This is a genomic window from Conexibacter woesei DSM 14684 (assembly GCF_000025265.1).
GTDB lineage: Bacteria > Actinomycetota > Thermoleophilia > Solirubrobacterales > Solirubrobacteraceae > Conexibacter > Conexibacter woesei.
On sequence record NC_013739.1, the window covers coordinates 5093819 to 5113151 of the forward strand.

Below are 19333 nucleotides of genomic sequence, written 5' to 3' on the forward strand. Positions count from 1 at the left end.
AGCGCGCCGGTGATCGAGCGGATGCGCTGCGAGGCGGTCACGATCGCCTACGGGCCGAAGGTCGCGGTCAACAGAGTCGACCTGCCGATCAGGCAGGGCGAGGTGCTCGCGATGATCGGGCCGTCCGGCTGCGGCAAGACGACGCTGCTGCGCTCGCTCAACCGCCTCACCGAGCTGACGCCGAGCGCCGCGCGCGGCGGGCGCATCACGCTCGACGGCGAGGACGTCGACCAGCTCGAGGTGACGAGGCTGCGGACGCGCGTCTCGATGGTCTTCCAGCAGCCCAACCCGTTCCCGATGAGCGTCTTCGACAACGTCGCCTACGCGCTGCGCGAAGGCGGCCGCAAGCGGCCGCGCAAGGCGGCGCTGATCGAGCCGGTCGAGCGCGCGCTGACGCGCGCCGGGCTGTGGAACGAGGTCAAGGACAACCTCGACCATCCGGCGCTGCGGCTGTCCGGCGGTCAGCAGCAGCGGCTCTGCATCGCGCGGGCGCTCGCCGCGCAGCCCGAGGTGCTGCTGATGGACGAGCCGTGCTCGGCACTGGACCCGCTCTCGACGACGATCATCGAGGAGCTGATCCTCGAGCTGCGCGAGCAGATCGCGGTCGTGATCGTCACGCACAACCTCCAGCAGGCGCAGCGCGTCGCCGACCGCGTCGCGTTCATGTACCTCGGCGAGCTGGTCGAGTACGGCAGCGGCGAGCAGGTCTTCAACGCGCCGCGCGCGCAGCGCACGCGCGACTACGTCGGCGGGGCGTTCGGGTGAGATTCCGCATGTCCGCCGTGCTCGCCTCCGCCGCAGTGCTCGCCGTCAGCGGCGCCGGCTGCGAGACCACGCGCGAGCAGGCAGCGAAGTTCGGCAGAGGCGGCAACGCCGCGTTCAGGGTCGAGGGGCTCGAGGTGCGCAGAGCCAACCGCGACGTGCGCGTCGTCGAGAGCAGCGTGATCAGCGACGTCAACGGGACCGCGGTCGTGGCGGTGCTGCGGAACGCCGGCAGAGCGGCGCTCGCCGACGTGCCGCTGGCGATGGTGGTGAAGGGCGCCGGCGGCAGAGCGCTGGCGAGAAACGACGAGCCGGGCCTCGAGCGCGGGCTCACGCACGCCCCGCTGCTGCCGGTCGGCAGAGACGTGCCGTGGGTCCACGACCAGGTGATCGTCGCCGGCGGCAGAGCGACCGCGGCCGAGGTCACGCCCGGTGCCGGCAGACCGGCGCCCGGCGACGCCGGCGCGAACGAGATCGCGATCTCGGCGGCGAGACTGGAGGGCGACCCGGCGAGCGGCATCACCGCGATCGCGAACGCGGTCAACAGATCCGGCGTCGCGCAGAGAGACCTGCTGATCGTCTGCGTCGCGCGCAGAGGCGGGCGCGTCGTCGCCGCCGGCCGCGCGATCGTGCCGTCGATCAGAGCCGGCGGCAGAGCCGAGTTCCAGGTCTTCTTCATCGGCGACCCGACCGGCGCCGAGCTGACGTTCGACGCCCAGCCCACGACCTTCGATTGATCGAGATGAGCCAGAACACCACCTGCCGCACGTGCGGCGCGTCGCTCGCGCCGGACCAGCGCTACTGCCTCGCGTGCGGCGAGCGGGTCGCCGCGCCGCGACTCGACTTCGCCGCCGAGCTGGACGCGCCGCCGGCCGCTTCCGCGCCGTCGCCGGGCGCTTCGCCGGGCGCTTCGCCGACCGCCGCCCCGGCTGCCAGCGGGGGCGCTCCTCCGCCGTCGCGGCTCGACCGTGTGGGCGGGCCGATGGGCGCGGCCGCGGTCGTGCTGGTCGCGCTCGGCGTCGGCTTCCTGATCGGCCAGGGCGGCAACGAGCCGCCGACGGTCACCCAGCCGGCGCCGGTCGTGAACTTCCAGGGCGGCACGGGCGGCGGGACCGGCGCGCCGGTCGACGGCGCGACGACGGACGAGGGCGCGACGGACGCGACGGGCGGCGACGCCGGCTCCGGCGGCAGGGCGAGAACGGCCGGCGGCAGAAGAGCCGCCGCGGAGGACGCGAGAAGAGTGCTGGACAGCCTCAGAGACATCCCCAAGTCGGATGGCGGCGAGGACACCGGCGGCGACATCAACAGACTGAGAGCGCTGCCCGACGAGACGGCGACGCCGGGAGCGCCGCCGCCGAGAGACGACAGAGAGGCCGGCGGCGGCACGGAGGCGTTCGAGATCGGATGAGCCAGCTCGACTCCATCCGCCACCGCCTGAGCCCGAAGCGGCTGATCGCCGGCGACCCGCCCCCGCCCCCGCCGAGCCCGTTGCCGCCCGGGGGCGGCCAGGCGGTCGACGCGAACGACCTCGCCGAGCGCCGCGACGCGCTCGCGCGCGAGCTGGCCGAACGGCAATGGGACCTCGGCGGCCTCGCCTACGAGATGGCGATCCGCGACCACTTCCGCCTCGACGTCCTCATGCGCCAAGCCGGCAGACTCCAAGAGATCGACGCACGCCTCGGCGAAGTCGAGCACCTCCTCCGCCTCGACACGACCGGCGCCGCCGGCGCCTGCCCACAGTGCGGCACCCTCTACGCGCGCGGCGCGGTGTTCTGCTCGCAGTGCGCGTTCCAGCTCGTCGGCGTCCAGGCGCCCAGCGACGGCGGGGCAGCCGCGTGACGCCCCGGCCGGCGTGCACGTCGTGCGGTGCCCAGCTCGCGGCCGACCAGCGCTGGTGCGTCACCTGCGGCGCCCGCCGGCCCGGCCCGCGGACGGACGCGGCGACGCTGCTGTTCGGCGCCCCCGCTCCGAACAGGTGCGATCTCGGGTCGCAGGACGACCCGAGATCGCACCTGTTCGGGCTCGACACCGGCCGTCGGCGCCGGGCGGCGCTGCCCGTCGCGCTCGCCGCGCTGGTCGGGCTCGCGGTCGTCACGAGCACGAGCGTGCCCGCGTCGCTGGCGGGCGTCGGCCAGCCGCGCTTCACCGTCGTGCTGCCGCCGGCCGCACCGGCGCAGGTCGCGCAGGCGGACACGCCGGCCGACGACCCGGCCCCGCTCGACGACAGCGGTGACGACGAGCTGCCGCTCGACGAGCCCGCGCCGGTCGCCGAGGAGCCGGCGCCGGTCGCGGACGAGCCGGCCGCCGAGAAGCCCGCCGCCGAGCCGCCCGCCGAGGACCCCGCACCCGAGGAGCCGCCGGCCGGCGAGGAGCCGGAGCCGTCGCCGATCCAGCACGTCTTCCTCGTCGTGCTCGGCTCGACCGACGTCGCCACCCTCGCGCAGGACCGCGAGGCAGCGCCCTACCTCGCGGGCACGCTGACCCCGAGCGGCACGCTGCTGACCGACTACCGCGCGGTCGCCCGCGGCGGCCTCGCGAATGCGATCGCGCTCGTCAGCGGCCAGGGCCCGACCGCGCAGACGCTCGCCGACTGCACCGCCCACGGCGACGTCAGACCCGCCGACCCGCTCGCCGACGGCCAGACCGGCGGCGACGGCTGCGTCTACGGCTACGAGACCGGCACGATCGGCGACCAGCTGCGCGGCCTGGAGAAGACCTGGCGCGCCTACGTCGAGCCGCCCGCGGCTGCTACGCCGCCAGCCGCCACGCCGCCGCCCGCCGCCACCACGTCCCCCGCCCCGGCGCCGGCGGCCGCGACCTCGTCCACCGCGCCGCCGCCCGCCGCCACCACCTCCGCTCCACCGACGAGCACGACGACGCCGGCGCCCGCCCCCGCCCCGCCCCAGCCGCTCGGCACCGCACTCGCGTGCGACCCGGCTGCGACGGACGCCACGCGGCGCGATCCGTTCCTGTGGTTCCGCGGGATCGCCGAGGCCGACGACTGCGACGAGCGCAACGTGCCGCTCGACCGGCTCGCCAGAGACCTGAAGGACGCCGAGACGACGCCCGCGCTCTCCTACCTCGCGAGCGACGCGCAGACCGGCTCGGCGGAAGCGGACGCGTTCCTCGAACGCGTCGTGCCGCAGATCCTCAACTCGCCCGCGTACTCGGCCGGCGGGCTGGTCGTGATCACGAGCGCGCAGGCGCCCCAGCCGGCGCAGACGGCGGCGAAGCCGTGCTGCGGGCCGGCGGCCTACCCGAACGCCGGCGACGCCGCGCAGGCCGGCGCGAGCGAGCGGGTCGGCGCGCTGCTGGTCTCGCCGTTCACGCCTGCCGGCAGAGTCGACAGAACGCCGGCGAACCACTTCTCGCTGCTGCGCACGCTGTCGGAGATCTACGGCGTCGACCCGCTCGGCTACGCCGCGACCGACGCCGTCAGACCGCTGCCCGACCGCCTCTTCGCCGCCCAGCCGTAGCGCGCGGCGGCGCGCCGCGGCGCCGAGCTTCGCGTGTGGCCGGCGCCCCATCGGGTAGACGAAAACCGTCGGCAACGCCAGGAGGTGGCGGCAGATGAGCGGCATCCCGACCAACGGTGCAGGGCGCCACGACGGGCAGCAGCAGGAGGAGCTCGCGCAGCTGCCGATGGCGCAGCTGCTGCGGCGCCTGTCGGACCAGACCTCGCTGCTCGTGCGCGAGGAGGTCGCGCTCGCGAAGGCGGAGCTGGCCGAGAAGGGCAAGCGCGCCAGCCGCGGCGCCGGCATGTTCGGCGGTGCCGGCGTCTTCGCGCTCTACGGCGTCGGCGCGCTGACTGCCGCCGCGATCCTCGCGCTGAGCCTCGCCGTCGCCTCGTGGCTGGCGGCGCTGATCGTCGGGGTCCTCTTCCTCGCGATCGCCGGCGTCGCCGCGATCGCGGGCAAGAAGCAGGTGCAGCAGGCGACGCCGCCGATGCCCGAGCAGACCGTCGAGACCGTGAAGGAGGACGTCCAATGGGCGAAGACGCGCGCACGAACGGCACGCCAGCACTGACGATCGCCGTGGGCGATCCGGAGCGGATCCGGCAGCAGATCGAGACGACGCGCGCGGAGCTGGGCGACACCGTCGCCGCGCTTGCGGTCAAGGCCGACGTCCGGCAGCACGCGCACGACCGCGTCGAGGCGATCAAGCAGAAGGCGCTCGCCAAGCGCGACGCCCTGCGCGGCCGCGCGCAGGAGGCGAACCCCGGCGCGACCGAGACCGTGACGCACGCGTCGCACGCCGCCGCCGAGCGCGCGAGAGCCCATCCGCTGCCGCTGATCGCCGGCGCCGCGGTCGCCGCCGGCTTCCTGCTCGGTCGGCTGACGAAGCGCTGAGAAGCGCGGACTCGATGGCACGCACCGGACGGCGCAGCGGCGGCCTGATCGGGCGCTTGCGCGGCGACCCGCCGCGCGGCGAGCGCACCGCGCCGCCGCCCGCGGCGGAGCCCGCACCCGAGCCGCCGCCCGAGGGCCCGGCGCCCGCGCCGGCCGCGCCCACACCCGCGCCCGAGCGCGCCGCTGCCGAGCCGCCCGAGGGACCGACCGACATCGAGCCGCGCGGCTGGCTGGCGACGCTGAAGCGCGCCGCCAAGGGCTTCAGAGAGGACGGTCTGCAGGACTGGGCCGCCGCGCTGACGTACTACAGCGTCCTGTCGCTGTTCCCGCTGCTGATCGTCTTCGTCGCGCTGATCGGCGTCTTCGGCGAGTACCCCCGCACCGTCAACTCGATGCTCGACATCGTGCGGCAGATCGCCCCCGGCTCGACCGCCGACACGCTCGAGTCCTCGCTCAGCGGCGTTGTCAGAAACAAGGGCGGCGCGGGCGCGCTGCTCGGCATAGGCCTGCTGACGGCACTGTGGTCGGCATCGGGCTACATCGGCGCGTTCATGCGCGCCGCGAACGCCGTCTACGACGTCGAGGAGGGGCGCCCGTTCTGGAAGCTGCGCCCGCTCCAGCTCGCGGTCACGGCCGTGATGGTCGTGCTGATAGCGCTCCTCGCGATCGGCTTCGTGCTGAGCGGGTCGGTCGCCAAGTCGCTCGGCGACACGATCGGCCTCGGCGACAGCGCGGTGACCGTCTGGAACATCGCGAAGTGGCCGGTGATGCTGCTGATCGCGGTGGTGATGATCGCGCTGCTGACGTACGTCGGGCCGAACGTCAAGCACCCGCGCTTCCGCTGGATCACGCCGGGCGCCGCCGTCGGCATCGGGATCCTGATCCTCGCGTCACTCGGCTTCGCGTTCTACGCCGCCAACCTCGGCTCCTACAACGCGACCTACGGTGCCCTGGGCGGCGTGATCGTCTTCCTCATCTGGCTGTGGATCGCCAACCTCGCGCTGCTGTTCGGCGTCGAGCTGGACGTCGAGCTGGAACGGCAGCGCGAGCTGGAGTCCGGCCAGCCGGAGGCGGCGCGCGAACTGCAGCTCGAACCGCGCGACGCGCCGGAACAGTAGGGAATTGGGAGCCCCTGCGATACCCTCAAGCTTCTACGCACGCTTGGCCGCCTCGACCTTCCGCGCGACTTCCACAGAGGAACGGAGGTGGATCGTGCCCCGCAGGTCCGATCTGATCCGGCGCATCGTCGACGTCGGCCGCACGCGGGCGCGTGGCGAGACGAGCGACGTGCAGTCGAGAGACCGCACCGACGCCGCGTCGCTGGTCAAGCGCATCGATCACCTGGAAGCGGTCGTCGAAGGTCTGCAGGACGCGGTCTACCGCCAGACCAAGCGCCACGACGAACGCCTCGCCGAGCTGCTCGACGCCAGCAAGCGGAGCGTCGCATGAGCGCGCCCGGCTCCTCGCAGGACGTCGTCGCCTTCTTCGTCCCGCAGCTCGTCGACGGGCAGCCCGACGACGAGACGGCTTACGCGGCGATCTGCGCTCGCGCCCACGCCGACACCGGCCACGTGCCGCAGGCGTCGCGGATCTTCCGGCTCTGGTCGCGCCGCGGCGGGACCGACTGCATCACCGAGGTCGGGCGCCCCGACCCCGTGCACGGCGAGGTCGTGCTGGCGATCCTCGACCTCGGCCGCGGACTGCCGTACGTGATCCACTGCGGGCGCCCGGGCCGCGAGGAGGACGCGATCCGCGAGCACGTCGGCCGGCACGTCTACGCCGTGACGGAGTTCGTCGCCTGAGCCGGGTCGCGCGCTCGTCGTACTCTTCTCCGCGCGCATGGATCCGCTCTTCGCCGGCCTCTACTTCGACTTCGACGTCTCACCCGACTCGCCGCGCGGGCCGGCGCTGCTCGTGCTCGTCTCGTTCCTGCTGTCGTTCGGCTTCATCCGCACGAGCGCACGACTGTCGCGCAGCGCGCGCGTGACGTGGTGGCCGGGCAGCGTCAGAACGGGCAGCGGCGTGCACATCCACCACCTCGTGTGGGGGATCTCGCTGCTGCTGCTGTCCGGCTTCGTCGGCTACGCGACGGAGTTCAGAGCGCCGTGGATGCACATCACCGCGGTCACGTTCGGGATCGGGGCGGGCCTCACGCTCGACGAGTTCGCGCTGTGGCTCCACCTCGAGGACGTCTACTGGGCGAGGGAGGGCCGCACGTCGCTCGACGCGGTCGTGCTGGCGACCGTCTTCGCGACGATCGTGGCGATGGGGATCAGGCCGGTCGGCCTCGGCGACGCCGAGTCGGTGCTGGCGACGACCGGCGCGGTGCTCGTGCTCGTGCTGCTGTCCGGCATCACGTTCATGAAGGGCCGCTTCATCCTCGGGATCGTCGCGCTGCACGTCCCGTTCATCGGCATCTACACGGCGGTGCGACTGGCGACCCCGGACTCGCCGTGGGCGCGCTGGCGCTACCGCGGCGAGAAGCTCGCGCGCTCGCGCAAGCGCTTCTCGCCCGACCGTCCGTTCGCGCAGCGGCGTGACCGGCTGCTGGACCTGATCGGCGGAGCGCCGACGAGGGAGTGAGCGGGCACGCCGCGGCGCGCGGCTCCTGCGCGCGCCTCAACGCGGAGGGCGCGGAGCGCGCGGCGGCGCGGGCGGGCGCGGCGTCGAGATCCAGCGCTGCGCGATCCGCTTCGCCTCCTCCTTGATGCGGTCGCCGAGCCGCGGCTCGGCGCGCACCTCGACGGAGCCGAGCGCGCCGGCCAGCACGACGTGCACGATCGGCGCGCCGGGCGGCGGCGCCTCGCCGCCGAGGTGCAGCTCGCACGAGCCGAGCACGTTGCCGCCGCTGACGCGCACGTCGGTCCCCGGCGGGACCAGCAGCTCGGCCGAGCCGAGCACGGCCTTCAGCTCGATCTCGACCTCGGGGCCGGGCATGATCGCCTGCCGCAGGTCGAGCTGGACGGAGCCGAGCGTCGCGACGTAGCGGCTGCGGTGCGGGAGCCGCCAGCGTCCGCGGCGGTCGAGGCTGGAGAGCGTCGCGCGGTGGCGCTCGACCCGCTCGCCGAGCGCGCCGCCGACCCCGCCGACCCCGGTCGGCGTCACCGGCAGCGCACCGCCGGGCAGCAGATCCGCGGTGATCGCCGTCAGCTCGTCGTAGGTCCGCGCGTCCTGCGCCAGCTCGGCGCGGTCGGCCAGCTCCTCGACCGTCAGGCGCCCGTCGACCGATGCCTGACGCAGCAGCCCGATGACGTGCTCACGGTCGGCGTCGCTGGCACGGAGAGGCGGCTGATCCACGTCACCGAGCGTACCGTGCGCCCCTCGCGTGCGAAAAGTCACAGCGCGCGCCAGACACATAACGCCGGCTTGTGGATGATCGACGGGTCGGGTTGAACCTCCTCTCCTGACCGCCGGTACGGGACCGAACGGCGGTCCCATGACAAGAGAGGAGGTGGGATGGAAGCAGTTGCTTTGATCCTGGCGCTCGCGCTCCTGCACGCCATCCTGGTCATCGACCGGATGAGCGGCAGGTAGCGCGAACGACCAACACGACACCGCCCCGGATCGGAGTCGGTCCCGAGCCGGTCCGGGGCAACCACACGGGAGCGGGTTCATCTCAAGCGAGCCCGCTCCTCCGAGCATCGCCGCGAGTGAGATTAGCTCGCCCTCCCGCGTCCCTCAACCGCATGGATGCGGGATCTCCTCACGCCCCGACCGCGACCTCCTGCGGCAGCTCGTCGCGGCTGATTCTCGGCACCGCGATCAGCGCGATCACGACGCCGATCAGGGCGAAGCCGGCGCCGACGGCGAAGGCGAGCTGGAAGCCCTCTGTCATCGCCTTCGGCACCGCCGACGGGTCGGGCGGGCCGTCGCCGAGCACGTGGCTTATGCGCGAGTTGGCGATCGAGGAGAGGATCGCCAGCCCGAGCGCGCCGCCGACCTGCTGCGCGGTGTTGATCAGGCCCGACGCGAGTCCGGCCTCGTTGTGCGTCACGCCCGCGACCGCGGTGATCGTCAGCGGAACGAACGAGAAGCCGAGACCGGCCGCGACGACGATCGACGGGACGAGCACGTCGCCGAGGAACGAGCCGTCCGGCGAGATCTGCGTGAACAGCAACAGCCCGATCGCGGTCAGCACGAGTCCGAGCACGAGGATCGGCTTCGGTCCGACTCTCGTCACCAGCTGGGACGCCATGCCCGCCGAGACGATGATCGTGAACGCCAGCGGGAGGTACGCGAGCCCGGCGTCGAGCGCCGAGAAGCCGAGCACCTGCTGGAGGTAGAGCGAGATGAAGAAGAACATCGAGAACAGCGACGCGCCGACGAGCAGCGCGACCGAGTCGGCCGACGCGACGTTGCGGTTGCGGAAGATCCCGAGCGGCATCACGGGGTGCTTGACGAGCTTCCCCTCGACCCACAGGAACCCGAGCAGCAGCACGATCGAGAGCGCGATCAGGCCGATCGTCTGGGTCGAGCCCCAGCCGGCGCTCTCGGCGTCGACGAGCGCGTAGACGAGCACGACGAGGCCTGCCGTCACGAGCGTCGCGCCCGCTATGTCCATGCTCGTCTTCTCGTGGCCGTGGCTCTCGCGCACGAAGCGCGGGGCGATGACGGCTGCGGCGACGCCGATCGGGACGTTGACGAACAGCACCCACTCCCAGCCGGCCCACTCGGTCAGCATGCCGCCGAGCAGCACGCCGACCGCGCCGCCGGCGCCGGCGAGCGCGCCCCAGATGCCGAGCGCCTTGTTGCGCTCTGCACCCTCGGTGAACGTCGTCGTCACGATCGACAGCGCGGCTGGCGCGACGATCGCGGCGCCGAGGCCCTGCACGCCGCGCGCGAGGATCAGCCATTCGGACGTCGTCGCGAAGCCGCCGACGAGCGAGGCGACGGAGAAGAGGCCGAGGCCGATGATGAAGACGCGGCGGCGGCCGAACAGGTCGGCGGCTCGACCGCCGAGCAGGAGGAAGCCGCCGAACGCGAGCGTGTACGCGTTGACGACCCATTGCAGGCTCTCGTCCGTGAAGTCGAGGTCTCTCTGGATCGAGGGCAGTGCGACGTTCACGATCGACGCGTCGAGCACGACCATGAACTGTGCGACGGCCAGCACCACGAGCGCCTTCCAGCGAAGCGGGTCCGGGCCTGTCGGCGAGGCGGAAGTCGACATCAGTGCAACGTCCTTCTCCAAGGGGATATGATTCTCTTCTGGAACCGGAACTCCGGTTCCGGATCAGAACGATACGGAGGCCTGGTTCCGCTTGTCAACCCCCCAGTCAGCACCCGGCCCGCAGCCCGACGCGAAGCCGCTTCGCGCCGATGCGGCGCGCAACCGGCTGAAGGTGCTCGACGCCGCCCGCGCGGCGTTCTCCGAGCATGGGCCGAACGCGCAGATGGACGACATCGCCCGCCGCGCGGGGGTCGGCGTGGGGACCGTCTACCGCCACTTCCCGACCAAGCAGGCGCTCGCGCAGGCGATGATGGAGCAGCGCGTCGAGCGGATCGTCACGTTCATCCAGACCGAGATGCTGCCCGACCCCGATCCCTGGCGCGCGCTCGCGCGCTCGCTCGAGTTCTGCGGCACGATGCAGGAGCAGGACCGCGGCTACGCGGAGGCTGTCGCCTCGGTCGCCGGCGGCACCTCGGTCGGCGGCGGCATGAAGGAGGCCGGTCCCGCGCTGATCGAGCAGATGTTCGCGCTGACGGCGGTCTTCATCGAGAGAGCCCACGCCAAGGGCGTCGTGCGCGCCGACCTGACCGCGGCCGACATGTCGCCGATCTACGCCGGCCTCTCCGCCGTCGTCCTCGCCGGCATCCCCGACTGGCGGCGCTACGTCGAGATACTGCTCGACGGCCTGCGCCCGCAGCCGGACCGCTAGTCAGTCGGCGCGCCCGGCCCTTCGCGCAGCGCGTCGAGCAGCGGCTCCAGCTGGCGCAGCAGCTCCTCACGCGAGGCGCCGGCGAGTGCGCTGAGCGTGCCGTTGGAGCGCGCCACCGAGACGCCGACGAGCAGCGCCAGCAGCAGCTCGGCGCGCAGCTCGGCGTCGGGCTCCGCGCCGATCGCCTCGCACGCGGGGTCGAGGATGCCGGGCCGCACGATCCGCCGCAGCTGCGCACGACGCTCGCCCTCGGCCGCAGCGGGGTCGGCGAGCGCCCGCCGCACCGGCGAGCTGTCCTCCCCCGGCCGGTCCCAACGCGTGATCAGCCGCTCGGCGATCGCGGACAGGTCGGCGACGTGCGGCTGGAGCCGCGCGATCCGCTCCTCGTCAGCGAGGACGGCGAGGTAGAGCGCCTCCTTGCCGCCGAAGTAGCGGGCGATCAGGGCAGGGTCGACGCCGGCCCGCTCGCCGATCTCGCGGATCGTCGCGCGCTCGTAGCCGCGCTCGTCGAACAGCGCGCCGGCCGCGTCGATCAGCGCGCGGCGGGTCGCGTCGGCGTCGCGCCGGCGCGACGCCCGCGCGGGCTGCGGCGCGGCGCTCATCGCCTCCGCTCCCCGTCGAAGACGCTCGGTCCGACACCTGCTCCGACGGCTGCCTCTTCCATCAACAGCTCCTGCTCCAGCTCGAACCTTGGCGCGACGACCGCGGCCGGCCGGCGGCGCGGCGCCAGCAGGATCGCAAGCCCGGCGGTCACGACGCAGACGACGGCGCCGACGAGGAACGCGATCGTGTACCCGCTCTCCTGCGGGAACGGCGTCGCGGCGGGATGGTGGGCGGCGAGGATCGCGACGCCGACCGCGCTGCCGAGCGCCCCGCCGACGGAGCGCAGCACCTGGTTGAGGCTCGTCGCGCTGCCGGTCCGCTCCTCCGGGACGCTGGCGACGATCAGCGCCGGCATCGCCGCGAACGAACAGCCGACGCCGACGCCGAGCAGCGCCGTGGCGATCGCGATGTCGAGCAGCCTGCCGTGCGCGACGGCGAGCCACAGCAGCGTCGCGGCGACGATCAGCGCGCCGGCGGGCAGCACGACGCCGATCCCGTAGCGGCGGATCACGCGGCGGGTGATCTGCTGCGAGACGAGGCTGCCGAGCGAGAGCGGGAGCAGCATCAGGCCCGTCGTGACGAGCGTGGCGCCGAAGCCGTAGCCGGTCGACTCGGGCGTCTGCATCAGGCGGTTGACGAGCGACATCGCGATGTACATGCCCATCGCGAGCAGCAGCGCGGCGACGTTGGCGCCGAGGATCGCGCGCTGGGAGACGAGGCGCAGGTCGACCAGCGGCGCGTCGCGGCGCAACTCGACGTGCACCCACGCCGCGAGCAGCGCCGCCGCGCCGGCGAACAGCGCGACCACCGCCGCGGAGGCCCAGCCGAGCGACTCGCCCTGGCTGATGCCGAGCAGCAGCGACGCGAGGCCGCCGGCGAGCAACAGCGCGCCGGGCACGTCGAGCGCCACCCGCTTCGCCTCCCCCGTCGCGCGCGGAACGGCGAGCGCGACCGAGACGAACGCCGCGGCGGCGAAGATCGCGCCGAACCAGAAGGCGGCGTGGAAGTCGAGCGTCTGCGCGATCAGACCGGTGACTGGGAAGCCGAGGCCGGCGCCGACCGCGACCGTGATCGACAGCATCGCGATCCCCGAGCGCAGACGGTCGCCGGTGACGTGCTCGCGCGTGAGCGCGATCGCCAGCGGGACGGTGCCGTAGCCGACGCCCTGGAGTGCGCGGCCGGCGAGCAGCTGCGGGAAGCGCGTCGAGGTGGCGGCGACGACCGACCCGGCGAACGCCGACCCGAGCGTGACGAGCAGGACCCGCCGCCGCTGCGGCCCGTCGCCGAGGCGCCCGAGCACCGGCGTCGCTATCGCGCCGACGAGCAGCGTGACCGTGAGCATCCACTGCGCGGTGTCGAGCGAGACGTGCTGCTCGTCCGCGATCGTCGGGATCAGCGGCGTGCCGAGCGTCGACATGACCGAGACCGTCAGCCCGGCGAACACGAGCGCCGCCAGCATGCGCTTCTGACCCAAGTCATCAAGCGAAGACATCGCCTGATGACTTTAGCAGCGGGTGGTGTGCTCCACGCTCAGCGCTGGCCCGGCAGGGGGAGTCCCTCGGCGCCGACCTCCGCGCGGGCGAGGTGCCAGCGACCGAGGTTGGCGATGAACAGCTCGCTGCCGCGGAAGGCGCAGTTGGTCGGGTGGCAGAGCGTGTGTGCGGTCGGGTCGTCGAGCAGCAGCTCCAGGCCCGCGCCGCTCGCCCCGCCCGCGCCAGCCGCCCCACTCGCGCCGCCCGCGCCACCCGCCGGGTCGAAGCGGTAGACCCGCGACGGCTCGTAGCAGGCGATGTAGAGGCGGCCGGCGGCGTCGAGCGCGAGGCCGTCCGGAAGCGCGCCGGACGTCTCGACGACGACCTCCGGCTCGCCGACGGGCGCGCCGTCGCGGCCGATCGCGATCCGCACGACCTGCCGCGCCCACGTCTCGGCGACGTAGAGCGAGTCACCGTCGGCGGAGAGCGCCAGCCCGTTCGCGAACGTCAGGCCGCCCGGGTGCCACGGCTCGCAGGCGCCGCCAGCCAGCGCGACGCGCCAGATCGACGGGCCCGCGACCCCGGCCTCGCGGCTGTCGGAGACGTAGAGGCAGCCGCGCCGCTCGTCGACGACGGCGAAGTTCGGCGTCGCCATCGCGCCGCCTCCGTCCGCGAACCGCTCGACCGCGCCGCTCGCGACGTCGACGCGGAAGACCGCTCGCTCCGCGAGGTCGCAGGCGTAGAGGAAGCCGCGTCCGTCGAGTGCGACGCCGAGCACGAAGCCGCCGGTCGAGGCGACCTGCTCGATCGCCGAGCCGTCCGCCGCAACGCGGTAGATCTCGCCCCGCTCGCCGCCGCACCAGGCGTTCCCGTCAGCGTCGAACGCGACGCACTCCGGATGGCTGAGGCGGACCGGCCCGACGATCCCGTCGACGAAGACGGACGCCTCGAAGAGCGGCGCGCCGCTCGTTCGCGCGCCCGTCTCCGCCGCGCTCATCTCGGCAGGCCCACCGGCAGCGCCGCCAACAGCCCGCCGTCGACGCGCAGCTCCGAGCCCGTCACGAAGCGCGCGTCGTCGCCGGCGAGGAAGGCGATCGCGGCGGCGACCTCCGCGGGCGTCGCGACGCGGCCGAGCGGGTGCATCCTCCCCCACTCCGCGACGACCTCCTCGGCGGAAGCGTCGCCCTTGAAGAGGTCGGCCGCCCAGCGCAGCATCGGCGTGTCGACCGAACCGGGCGCGACCGCGTTGACGCGGATCCCGTCGGGCGCGTGGTCGAGCGCCATCGCTCGCGTCAGCGCGCTGATCGCGCCCTTCGACGCGGTGTAGGCGGCGACGTCGGTCTGCGACGCGGTCGCCTGCGTCGAGGAGACGAGCACGACCGCGCCGCCGCCCCGCGCGCGCAGCGCGGGGATCGCCCGCTGCGCGACGAGGTGGATGCCGCCGACGTTGACGCCGAAGACCTCCGCCCACTCCTCCGCGGTGGTCGTCTCGACGGTGCCGTAGCGCTGCACGCCGGCCGAGTAGACGAGCACGTCGAGCCCGCCGAACGCCGAGACCGCCCGCTCGACGAGCGCCGCCGCGTGGGATGCCTCGCGCACGTCGCCCGCCAGCCCCTGCGAGCCGGGCGGGAGCATGGCGAGCGCTGCCTCGACCGACGCCGCGTCGTGCCCGCCGACCACCACCGAGGCGCCCTCGGCGGCCAGCCGCTCGGCCGCCGCCAGCCCGATCCCGAGCGTCCCGCCGACGACGAGCGCGACCTTGTCCTGGAAGCGAGCGGTCACTTCACTTCGCCCGCGTCGATGCGCGCGGCGACGACCGATTTGACGTCTTCGAGGTGGCGCTGCATCCGCTCGGATGCCAGCTCCGGATCGTGGGCCTGGATCGCCTCCAGGATCTCGACATGCTCTTCGTGGTCGTGAACGCGATCGGCGTACAGCCGCATGACCTCCATCTGCTCTGCGCTGTAGAGGTCGAGCAGCGAGTCGATCACCTGGGCCAGCACGAGGTTCCCCGCGCAGCGTGCGACGCCGCGATGGAAGTCGAGGTTCGTCCTGCTCAGCTCGGCGTCCCCACCGCCCCCCAGCAGCTCTCTCGCGCGTGCGATCAGCTGCGCGAGCTCGCCGATCTCGTCCGCGCCGGCCCGTGCTGCGAGGTGGGCGAGGTGCGGCTCGATCAGCAGGCGCGCGTCGAGCAGGTCGAGGATCGTGTCGGGCTCGAGCCGGCCCGGGTAGGGGTTCGGCAGCACGACGCGGCGCCCGCCGTGGCGGACGTAGACGCCCGAGCCGTGGCGCAGCTCGACGACGCCGACCGCCTGCAGCCGGCGCAGCACCTCGCGCATCGTCGGCGCCGCGACCGAGAAGCGGTCGGCGAGTGCCTGCACGGTCGGCAGCCGGTCTCCGGGCTCCAACCGCTCGCGGTCGATCAGCTCGACGACCTGCTCCGTCAGCAGGTCCGAGCCACTCGGGCGCGGTGTCCCTGCGCCCAACGAGACACCGCGATTGTTCGCCAGCTCACGCACCAAAGTCATCTAATCACCTAGTCACAGTGTCGTCAAGCTCACCATCCCACCTGCGCACTTCTCACGCACGGCTTATCTGGAGCGGAGAGACTTGCGCGCGAGATGAGCCCCTCAGGGTCTCCGACGTTGCGAACGCCCCAGGCGCCGCCGCGCTCTCCGCGGCCGCGACCGCGGACGCCGCGCCTGCGCACGGCGCTCGGCGTCGGCGCGCTCACGCTCGTCGCCGGCGGCGCCGCCGCCTGGGAGCTGCTGACCCCGCGCGAGCCCGCCCCCGGGCCGCCGGAGGTGAAGTCGTTTCACTCGCGCCCGCGCCTCGACCCCGACGTGCTGACCCGCACGACGCCGGCGGGCGCCGCGCCGGCACGCGGGCTCGCGCCCGGCTTCGTCTTCGTCGCCGTCAAGCGCGGGCCGGGTCAGGACGGGCCGATGATCGTCGACGACCGCGGCCGGCCGGTCTGGTTCAGAGCCGTCGGCGGCGACCGGACGGCGACCGCGCTCCAGGTCCAGCGGTATCGCGGCAGACCGGTCCTGACGTGGTGGGAGGGCAACACGCACCTCGGCCACGGCCACGGCGAGTACGTCGTGATGTACGCGAGCTACCGCGAGCTCGCGCGCGTTCGCTCGGTCGCGAGCGAGCTGCCCGACCACCACGAGTTCCAGCTGACGCCGCGCGGCACCGCGCTGATGACGCTCTACGTCGAGAGACGAGCCGACCTCTCCGCCGTCGGCGGCAGACGCGACGGGACGATCGTCGAGTCGCGCATCCAGGAGGTCGACGTCGCGACCGGGAGACTTGTGTGGGAGTGGCGCAGCGCCGACCACGTCCCGGTCACCGAGGGGCTGACGGCGCCGAAGGAGGACAAGCCGCACGACTACTTCCACGCGAACTCGATCGAGGTCGATCGCGACGGCGACCTGATCGTGAGCGCGCGCAACACGCACGCGATCTACAAGATCGACCGCCCGAGCGGCCGGATCGTCTGGCGCCTCGGCGGCAGCAGAAGCGACTTCGCGATGGGGCCGGGCACGCGGTTCGCGTTCCAGCACGACGCCCGGCGGCGCGCCGACGGGACGCTCTCGCTGTTCGACAACCAGGCGACGCCGGCGAAGGCCGAGGAGTCGCGCGGACTCGTGCTGCGGCTCGACCGCCGCCGCATGACGGCGCGGCTCGTGCGCTCCTACCCGCACCCGGACGGCCTGCTGGCCGGCGCGGAGGGCAACCTCCAGACGCTGCCGAACGGCAACGTCTTCGTCAGCTGGGGGCCGGAGGAGCGCGTCTCGGAGTTCTCGCGCGACGGCCGCATGCTGCTCGACCTCGCGCTGCCCGAGGGCGCAGACACCTATCAGGCGTTCCGCTTCCCGTGGCGCGGCCGCCCGCTCGCGAGACCGGCCGTCGCGGCGCACCGGCGCGGCGAGCGCGTGACCGTCTGGGCGAGCTGGAACGGCGCGACGCACGTGCGGCGCTGGCGGGTCCTCGCCGGTCCGTCGCGCAGAGCGCTGCGCCCGATCGGCCGCCCGCTCCGCCGCACCGGGTTCGAGACCGCCCTGCACATGCGGACCGCCGCCCGCTTCGTCGCCGTCCGCGCCGTCGCCCGCGACGGCAGACCGCTGCGCACCTCCCGCGCGATCCGTCCGACCGGTCGCTGACCGCGCTCCCCCGCCACGCGCCCACCGCACCGGTCGACGCACCTCTTTCAAGCCTGTCAATCTCGGGTCGCGTGACGACCCGAGATTGACAGGCTTGAAACCGGTGTGTTACGGGATGGGCCGAGGCGTCAGAGATCGGCGGGCGCGAGCGTCACACTGAGCGCCGAGCCGTCGGCGCGGACGTGCTGGGTGCCGGGCACGGCGGGGGCGGGCCAGCGCGGGGTCGCGCCGCCGGCGACGAGCGCGACGAGGCGCTCCTCCTTCTCCACGAAGACGCAGACGTCGCCGAGCGAGACCTCGACGACGTCCGCCTCGACCGGAGCCCGCGCGATCCCCTCGCAGACGTTGAACAGCTCGCCGTCGGCGCGCTCGACGCAGAGCGTCACGACCCAGTCGCGCGTCACACCGCCGTCGGCGCCGACCGCGAGCCGCGCGGTCACCGGGCCGGCGAGCGTCAGCGGGCCGGCCGAGTCGCGCAGCGGCAGCGCGAGCACGTCGTCGCGGGCGGCGAGCGGGCGCTGGTCGCGCGGGCCGAAGCCGGGGTCGGGGACCGTCATCCGCAGCCCGCGGCCGCCGAGCGCCGGCGGCAGGTCAGCGGGGTCGACGACGAACGAGCCGCCCGCGGCGAGCGGGAGCGCGGACTCGACCGCACCGGGCGGCGGCCACGCCGCCAGCTCGACCCAGCGGCGCGCGCCGAGCACGTAGGCGGTGACTGGCGCCAGCCGCGGCTCGTGACCGGCGAGCGCGGCGTCGTAGAAGTCGAGGATCCGCCCGGCGAGGCCGAACAGCGGGGCGTTGCCGGCCCAGCCGAGGTCGTGCGTGCCGACGATGTGCGGCAGCCAGTGGTCGTGTCCCCACGGACCGACGATCAGCCGGTCGCCGGGATGGGCACCGGCGGCGTAGGTGCGCAGCGTGCCGGTCACGAAGCCGTCGTACCAGCCGCCGACCTGGAGCGCGGGCACCGAGATCTCCGCGCGCGCCGGCGCGGCCGAGCGAGCGTCCCAGTAGGACGCCGGGGTCGCGTCGTCCCACCACGGGGCGCTCCACGGCGCGATCTCGGCCAGCCCCGGCGCCTCGCGGTACGCGCGTGTGGGATCGTCGAGCCACAGGTCGTCGGGAGAGGCGAGCCCGGTCGCTACCCACGTCGCGAGGAAGCCGTGCTCACGCACGCCGTTGCGCAGCGACCAGCCTTCGCCCTGGTCGGCGGAGCTGACGACCGGCGCGATCGCGGCGAGCGCATCGCCGGCGCGCGTGGCGGCGAGCCACTGCGTCGCGCCGATGTAGGAGTGGCCGGCCATCACGACCCGGCCGTTGCACCACGGCTGTTGCGCGAGCCACGCGATCGTGTCGGCGCCGTCCTGCGCCTCGCCGACGAACGGCTCGAACGCGCCCTCGGAGTCGCCCCGCCCGCGCACGTCCTGGATCACCGTCGCGTAGCCGCGCGCGGCGGCGTCGAGCGGGTCGAGGAAGGCGGAGAACGCGTGCGTGTGCCGCAGGTACGGCGTCCGCATCAGGATCGCCGGGACCCGCTCGCCGGCGGCGGGTCGCCAGACGTCGGCGCGCAGGACGGTGCCGTCGGGCAGCGGGACCGCCACCCCCTGTTCGACGGTCACTGCGGGCGGTCGCATCATGCTCCGTGTCTATCAGAGCGGTAGCCGCCAACGTGACCGGCGGACGCAGAGAAGCAGATGCCATCACCTATTAGCCAAAAAACAGAGCGTGAGGTATCGTAGACAACGCGCGCGCCGTCCACGTCCACCACTACCCAGAGGACGCCGTAATGGGAACACATCCCGGCGCGCGCGTGATCGCACTTGCCATCGTCTCCGCATGCATGTGCGCAATCCACGCGAGTTCAGCGCCTGCTCAGTCGATAGTCCCAAATCCCAACATCGCGAGGACATTCTCAGCAACATCATCAAGCCCATCCATAAGAAATGCCATCATCATCAACGCTCCGATAGGGATATACAGCTGCGTCATGTGGTTTCAGGGGAGAATGTTCACAGGCCCCATAGCTCCCGGCGCGTTAGCCGGCGAGGTCGTCGGCCACACGATACCCAGCAAATGCATACCTTCCGCGGGCTTCTGGAGAGCGCTACTAC

Annotated in this window: 21 protein-coding genes; 13 read left to right on the top strand and 8 right to left on the bottom strand. The window is 73.4% G+C overall.

All coding sequences use genetic code 11. From position 1 onward, the window contains the following. Positions 1-21: 21 nt before the first annotated feature. From CWOE_RS23960 to CWOE_RS24010, 11 genes are all read left to right on the top strand, one after another. On the top strand, positions 22-765 hold the full coding sequence (locus CWOE_RS23960) for a phosphate ABC transporter ATP-binding protein (protein ID WP_041733478.1): 744 nt from the start codon (positions 22-24) through the stop codon (positions 763-765). Between the two features lie 8 nt (positions 766-773). Then, positions 774-1499, top strand: coding sequence for a hypothetical protein (locus tag CWOE_RS23965; RefSeq protein WP_012936234.1), 726 nt, complete (start codon positions 774-776; stop codon positions 1497-1499). Positions 1500-1504: 5 nt separating this feature from the next. Further along, positions 1505-2170 (top strand): hypothetical protein, encoded by a 666-nt coding sequence (locus CWOE_RS23970; protein ID WP_148261137.1) that lies wholly within the window; start codon positions 1505-1507, stop codon positions 2168-2170. Next, positions 2167-2601 carry a zinc ribbon domain-containing protein gene (locus tag CWOE_RS23975; protein ID WP_012936236.1) on the top strand — a complete coding sequence of 145 codons (435 nt, stop codon included), beginning with the start codon at positions 2167-2169 and terminating at the stop codon, positions 2599-2601. The genes CWOE_RS23970 and CWOE_RS23975 overlap by 4 nt, the downstream gene beginning before the upstream one ends. Then, positions 2598-4238, top strand: coding sequence for an alkaline phosphatase family protein (locus tag CWOE_RS34215; protein WP_012936237.1), 1641 nt, complete (start codon positions 2598-2600; stop codon positions 4236-4238). The genes CWOE_RS23975 and CWOE_RS34215 overlap by 4 nt, the downstream gene beginning before the upstream one ends. A 94-nt stretch (positions 4239-4332) precedes the next feature. Next, complete coding sequence (locus tag CWOE_RS23985) at positions 4333-4788, top strand: phage holin family protein (protein ID WP_012936238.1); 456 nt, start codon at positions 4333-4335, stop codon at positions 4786-4788. Beyond that, positions 4749-5111 (top strand): DUF3618 domain-containing protein, encoded by a 363-nt coding sequence (locus CWOE_RS31355; protein ID WP_012936239.1) that lies wholly within the window; start codon positions 4749-4751, stop codon positions 5109-5111. The genes CWOE_RS23985 and CWOE_RS31355 overlap by 40 nt, the downstream gene beginning before the upstream one ends. 14 nt (positions 5112-5125) lie before the next feature. Next, positions 5126-6229: a YihY/virulence factor BrkB family protein gene (locus CWOE_RS23995; protein ID WP_012936240.1), complete on the top strand. Its 1104-nt coding sequence runs from the start codon at positions 5126-5128 to the stop codon at positions 6227-6229. 94 nt (positions 6230-6323) lie between these two features. After that, positions 6324-6560 carry a hypothetical protein gene (locus CWOE_RS24000; protein ID WP_012936241.1) on the top strand — a complete coding sequence of 79 codons (237 nt, stop codon included), beginning with the start codon at positions 6324-6326 and terminating at the stop codon, positions 6558-6560. Next, positions 6557-6913: a hypothetical protein gene (locus CWOE_RS24005; RefSeq protein WP_012936242.1), complete on the top strand. Its 357-nt coding sequence runs from the start codon at positions 6557-6559 to the stop codon at positions 6911-6913. The genes CWOE_RS24000 and CWOE_RS24005 overlap by 4 nt, the downstream gene beginning before the upstream one ends. Positions 6914-6950: 37 nt before the next feature. Beyond that, a complete protein-coding gene (locus tag CWOE_RS24010; protein WP_012936243.1) occupies positions 6951-7694 on the top strand; it encodes a hypothetical protein in 744 nt (247 codons plus the stop codon). Between the two features lie 36 nt (positions 7695-7730). Here CWOE_RS24010 and CWOE_RS24015 read toward each other — a convergent pair whose 3' ends face one another. Beyond that, complete coding sequence (locus CWOE_RS24015; protein WP_049793386.1) at positions 7731-8408, bottom strand: DUF1707 SHOCT-like domain-containing protein; 678 nt, start codon at positions 8406-8408, stop codon at positions 7731-7733. 406 nt (positions 8409-8814) lie between these two features. Then, entirely contained in the window at positions 8815-10278 is a 1464-nt protein-coding gene (locus CWOE_RS24020; RefSeq protein WP_012936245.1) for an MFS transporter, read from the bottom strand. Positions 10279-10369: 91 nt separating this feature from the next. Here CWOE_RS24020 and CWOE_RS24025 point away from each other — a divergent pair, with 91 nt between their 5' ends. Next, positions 10370-10987, top strand: a complete 618-nt coding sequence (locus CWOE_RS24025; RefSeq protein WP_012936246.1) for a TetR/AcrR family transcriptional regulator — start codon at positions 10370-10372, stop codon at positions 10985-10987. Here the strand turns inward: CWOE_RS24025 and CWOE_RS24030 are convergent. The 5 genes from CWOE_RS24030 to CWOE_RS24050 are packed head-to-tail and all read right to left on the bottom strand — an operon-like array spanning position 10984 to position 15590. After that, positions 10984-11589: a TetR/AcrR family transcriptional regulator gene (locus CWOE_RS24030; RefSeq protein ID WP_012936247.1), complete on the bottom strand. Its 606-nt coding sequence runs from the start codon at positions 11587-11589 to the stop codon at positions 10984-10986. The two genes, CWOE_RS24025 and CWOE_RS24030, sit on opposite strands and share 4 nt — an antisense overlap. After that, positions 11586-13082 carry an MFS transporter gene (locus CWOE_RS24035; protein WP_012936248.1) on the bottom strand — a complete coding sequence of 499 codons (1497 nt, stop codon included), beginning with the start codon at positions 13080-13082 and terminating at the stop codon, positions 11586-11588. Before CWOE_RS24035 ends, CWOE_RS24030 begins: the two co-directional genes overlap by 4 nt. A 38-nt stretch (positions 13083-13120) precedes the next feature. Then, entirely contained in the window at positions 13121-14059 is a 939-nt protein-coding gene (locus tag CWOE_RS24040; RefSeq protein ID WP_012936249.1) for an SMP-30/gluconolactonase/LRE family protein, read from the bottom strand. Beyond that, positions 14056-14844, bottom strand: a complete 789-nt coding sequence (locus tag CWOE_RS24045) for an SDR family NAD(P)-dependent oxidoreductase (protein ID WP_012936250.1) — start codon at positions 14842-14844, stop codon at positions 14056-14058. Before CWOE_RS24045 ends, CWOE_RS24040 begins: the two co-directional genes overlap by 4 nt. Further along, entirely contained in the window at positions 14841-15590 is a 750-nt protein-coding gene (locus CWOE_RS24050) for a FadR/GntR family transcriptional regulator (RefSeq protein WP_012936251.1), read from the bottom strand. Before CWOE_RS24050 ends, CWOE_RS24045 begins: the two co-directional genes overlap by 4 nt. A 117-nt stretch (positions 15591-15707) precedes the next feature. Between CWOE_RS24050 and CWOE_RS24055 the strand changes: the two genes are divergently transcribed. Continuing rightward, on the top strand, positions 15708-17228 hold the full coding sequence (locus CWOE_RS24055) for an arylsulfotransferase family protein (RefSeq protein ID WP_049793388.1): 1521 nt from the start codon (positions 15708-15710) through the stop codon (positions 17226-17228). 128 nt (positions 17229-17356) lie between these two features. Here CWOE_RS24055 and CWOE_RS31360 read toward each other — a convergent pair whose 3' ends face one another. Beyond that, positions 17357-18856 carry a CocE/NonD family hydrolase gene (locus CWOE_RS31360; RefSeq protein WP_012936253.1) on the bottom strand — a complete coding sequence of 500 codons (1500 nt, stop codon included), beginning with the start codon at positions 18854-18856 and terminating at the stop codon, positions 17357-17359. Between the last annotated feature and the right edge of the window lie 477 nt (positions 18857-19333).

Bases quoted from the DNA above. Each gene is read 5' to 3' on its own strand.
- CWOE_RS31360 (WP_012936253.1), bottom strand. From the start codon at position 18,856: ATGCGACCGCCCGCAGTGACCGTCGAACAGGGGGTGGCGGTCCCGCTG.
- CWOE_RS23995 (WP_012936240.1), top strand. From the start codon at position 5,126: ATGGCACGCACCGGACGGCGCAGCGGCGGCCTGATCGGGCGCTTGCGC.
- CWOE_RS24005 (WP_012936242.1), top strand. From the start codon at position 6,557: ATGAGCGCGCCCGGCTCCTCGCAGGACGTCGTCGCCTTCTTCGTCCCG.
- CWOE_RS24030 (WP_012936247.1), bottom strand. From the start codon at position 11,589: ATGAGCGCCGCGCCGCAGCCCGCGCGGGCGTCGCGCCGGCGCGACGCC.
- CWOE_RS23975 (WP_012936236.1), top strand. From the start codon at position 2,167: ATGAGCCAGCTCGACTCCATCCGCCACCGCCTGAGCCCGAAGCGGCTG.
- CWOE_RS23985 (WP_012936238.1), top strand. From the start codon at position 4,333: ATGAGCGGCATCCCGACCAACGGTGCAGGGCGCCACGACGGGCAGCAG.
- CWOE_RS23965 (WP_012936234.1), top strand. From the start codon at position 774: ATGTCCGCCGTGCTCGCCTCCGCCGCAGTGCTCGCCGTCAGCGGCGCC.
- CWOE_RS24020 (WP_012936245.1), bottom strand. From the start codon at position 10,278: ATGTCGACTTCCGCCTCGCCGACAGGCCCGGACCCGCTTCGCTGGAAG.
- CWOE_RS24040 (WP_012936249.1), bottom strand. From the start codon at position 14,059: ATGAGCGCGGCGGAGACGGGCGCGCGAACGAGCGGCGCGCCGCTCTTC.
- CWOE_RS23970 (WP_148261137.1), top strand. From the start codon at position 1,505: ATGAGCCAGAACACCACCTGCCGCACGTGCGGCGCGTCGCTCGCGCCG.
- CWOE_RS31355 (WP_012936239.1), top strand. From the start codon at position 4,749: ATGGGCGAAGACGCGCGCACGAACGGCACGCCAGCACTGACGATCGCC.
- CWOE_RS23960 (WP_041733478.1), top strand. From the start codon at position 22: ATGCGCTGCGAGGCGGTCACGATCGCCTACGGGCCGAAGGTCGCGGTC.
- CWOE_RS24050 (WP_012936251.1), bottom strand. From the start codon at position 15,590: ATGACTTTGGTGCGTGAGCTGGCGAACAATCGCGGTGTCTCGTTGGGC.
- CWOE_RS24010 (WP_012936243.1), top strand. From the start codon at position 6,951: ATGGATCCGCTCTTCGCCGGCCTCTACTTCGACTTCGACGTCTCACCC.
- CWOE_RS24035 (WP_012936248.1), bottom strand. From the start codon at position 13,082: ATGTCTTCGCTTGATGACTTGGGTCAGAAGCGCATGCTGGCGGCGCTC.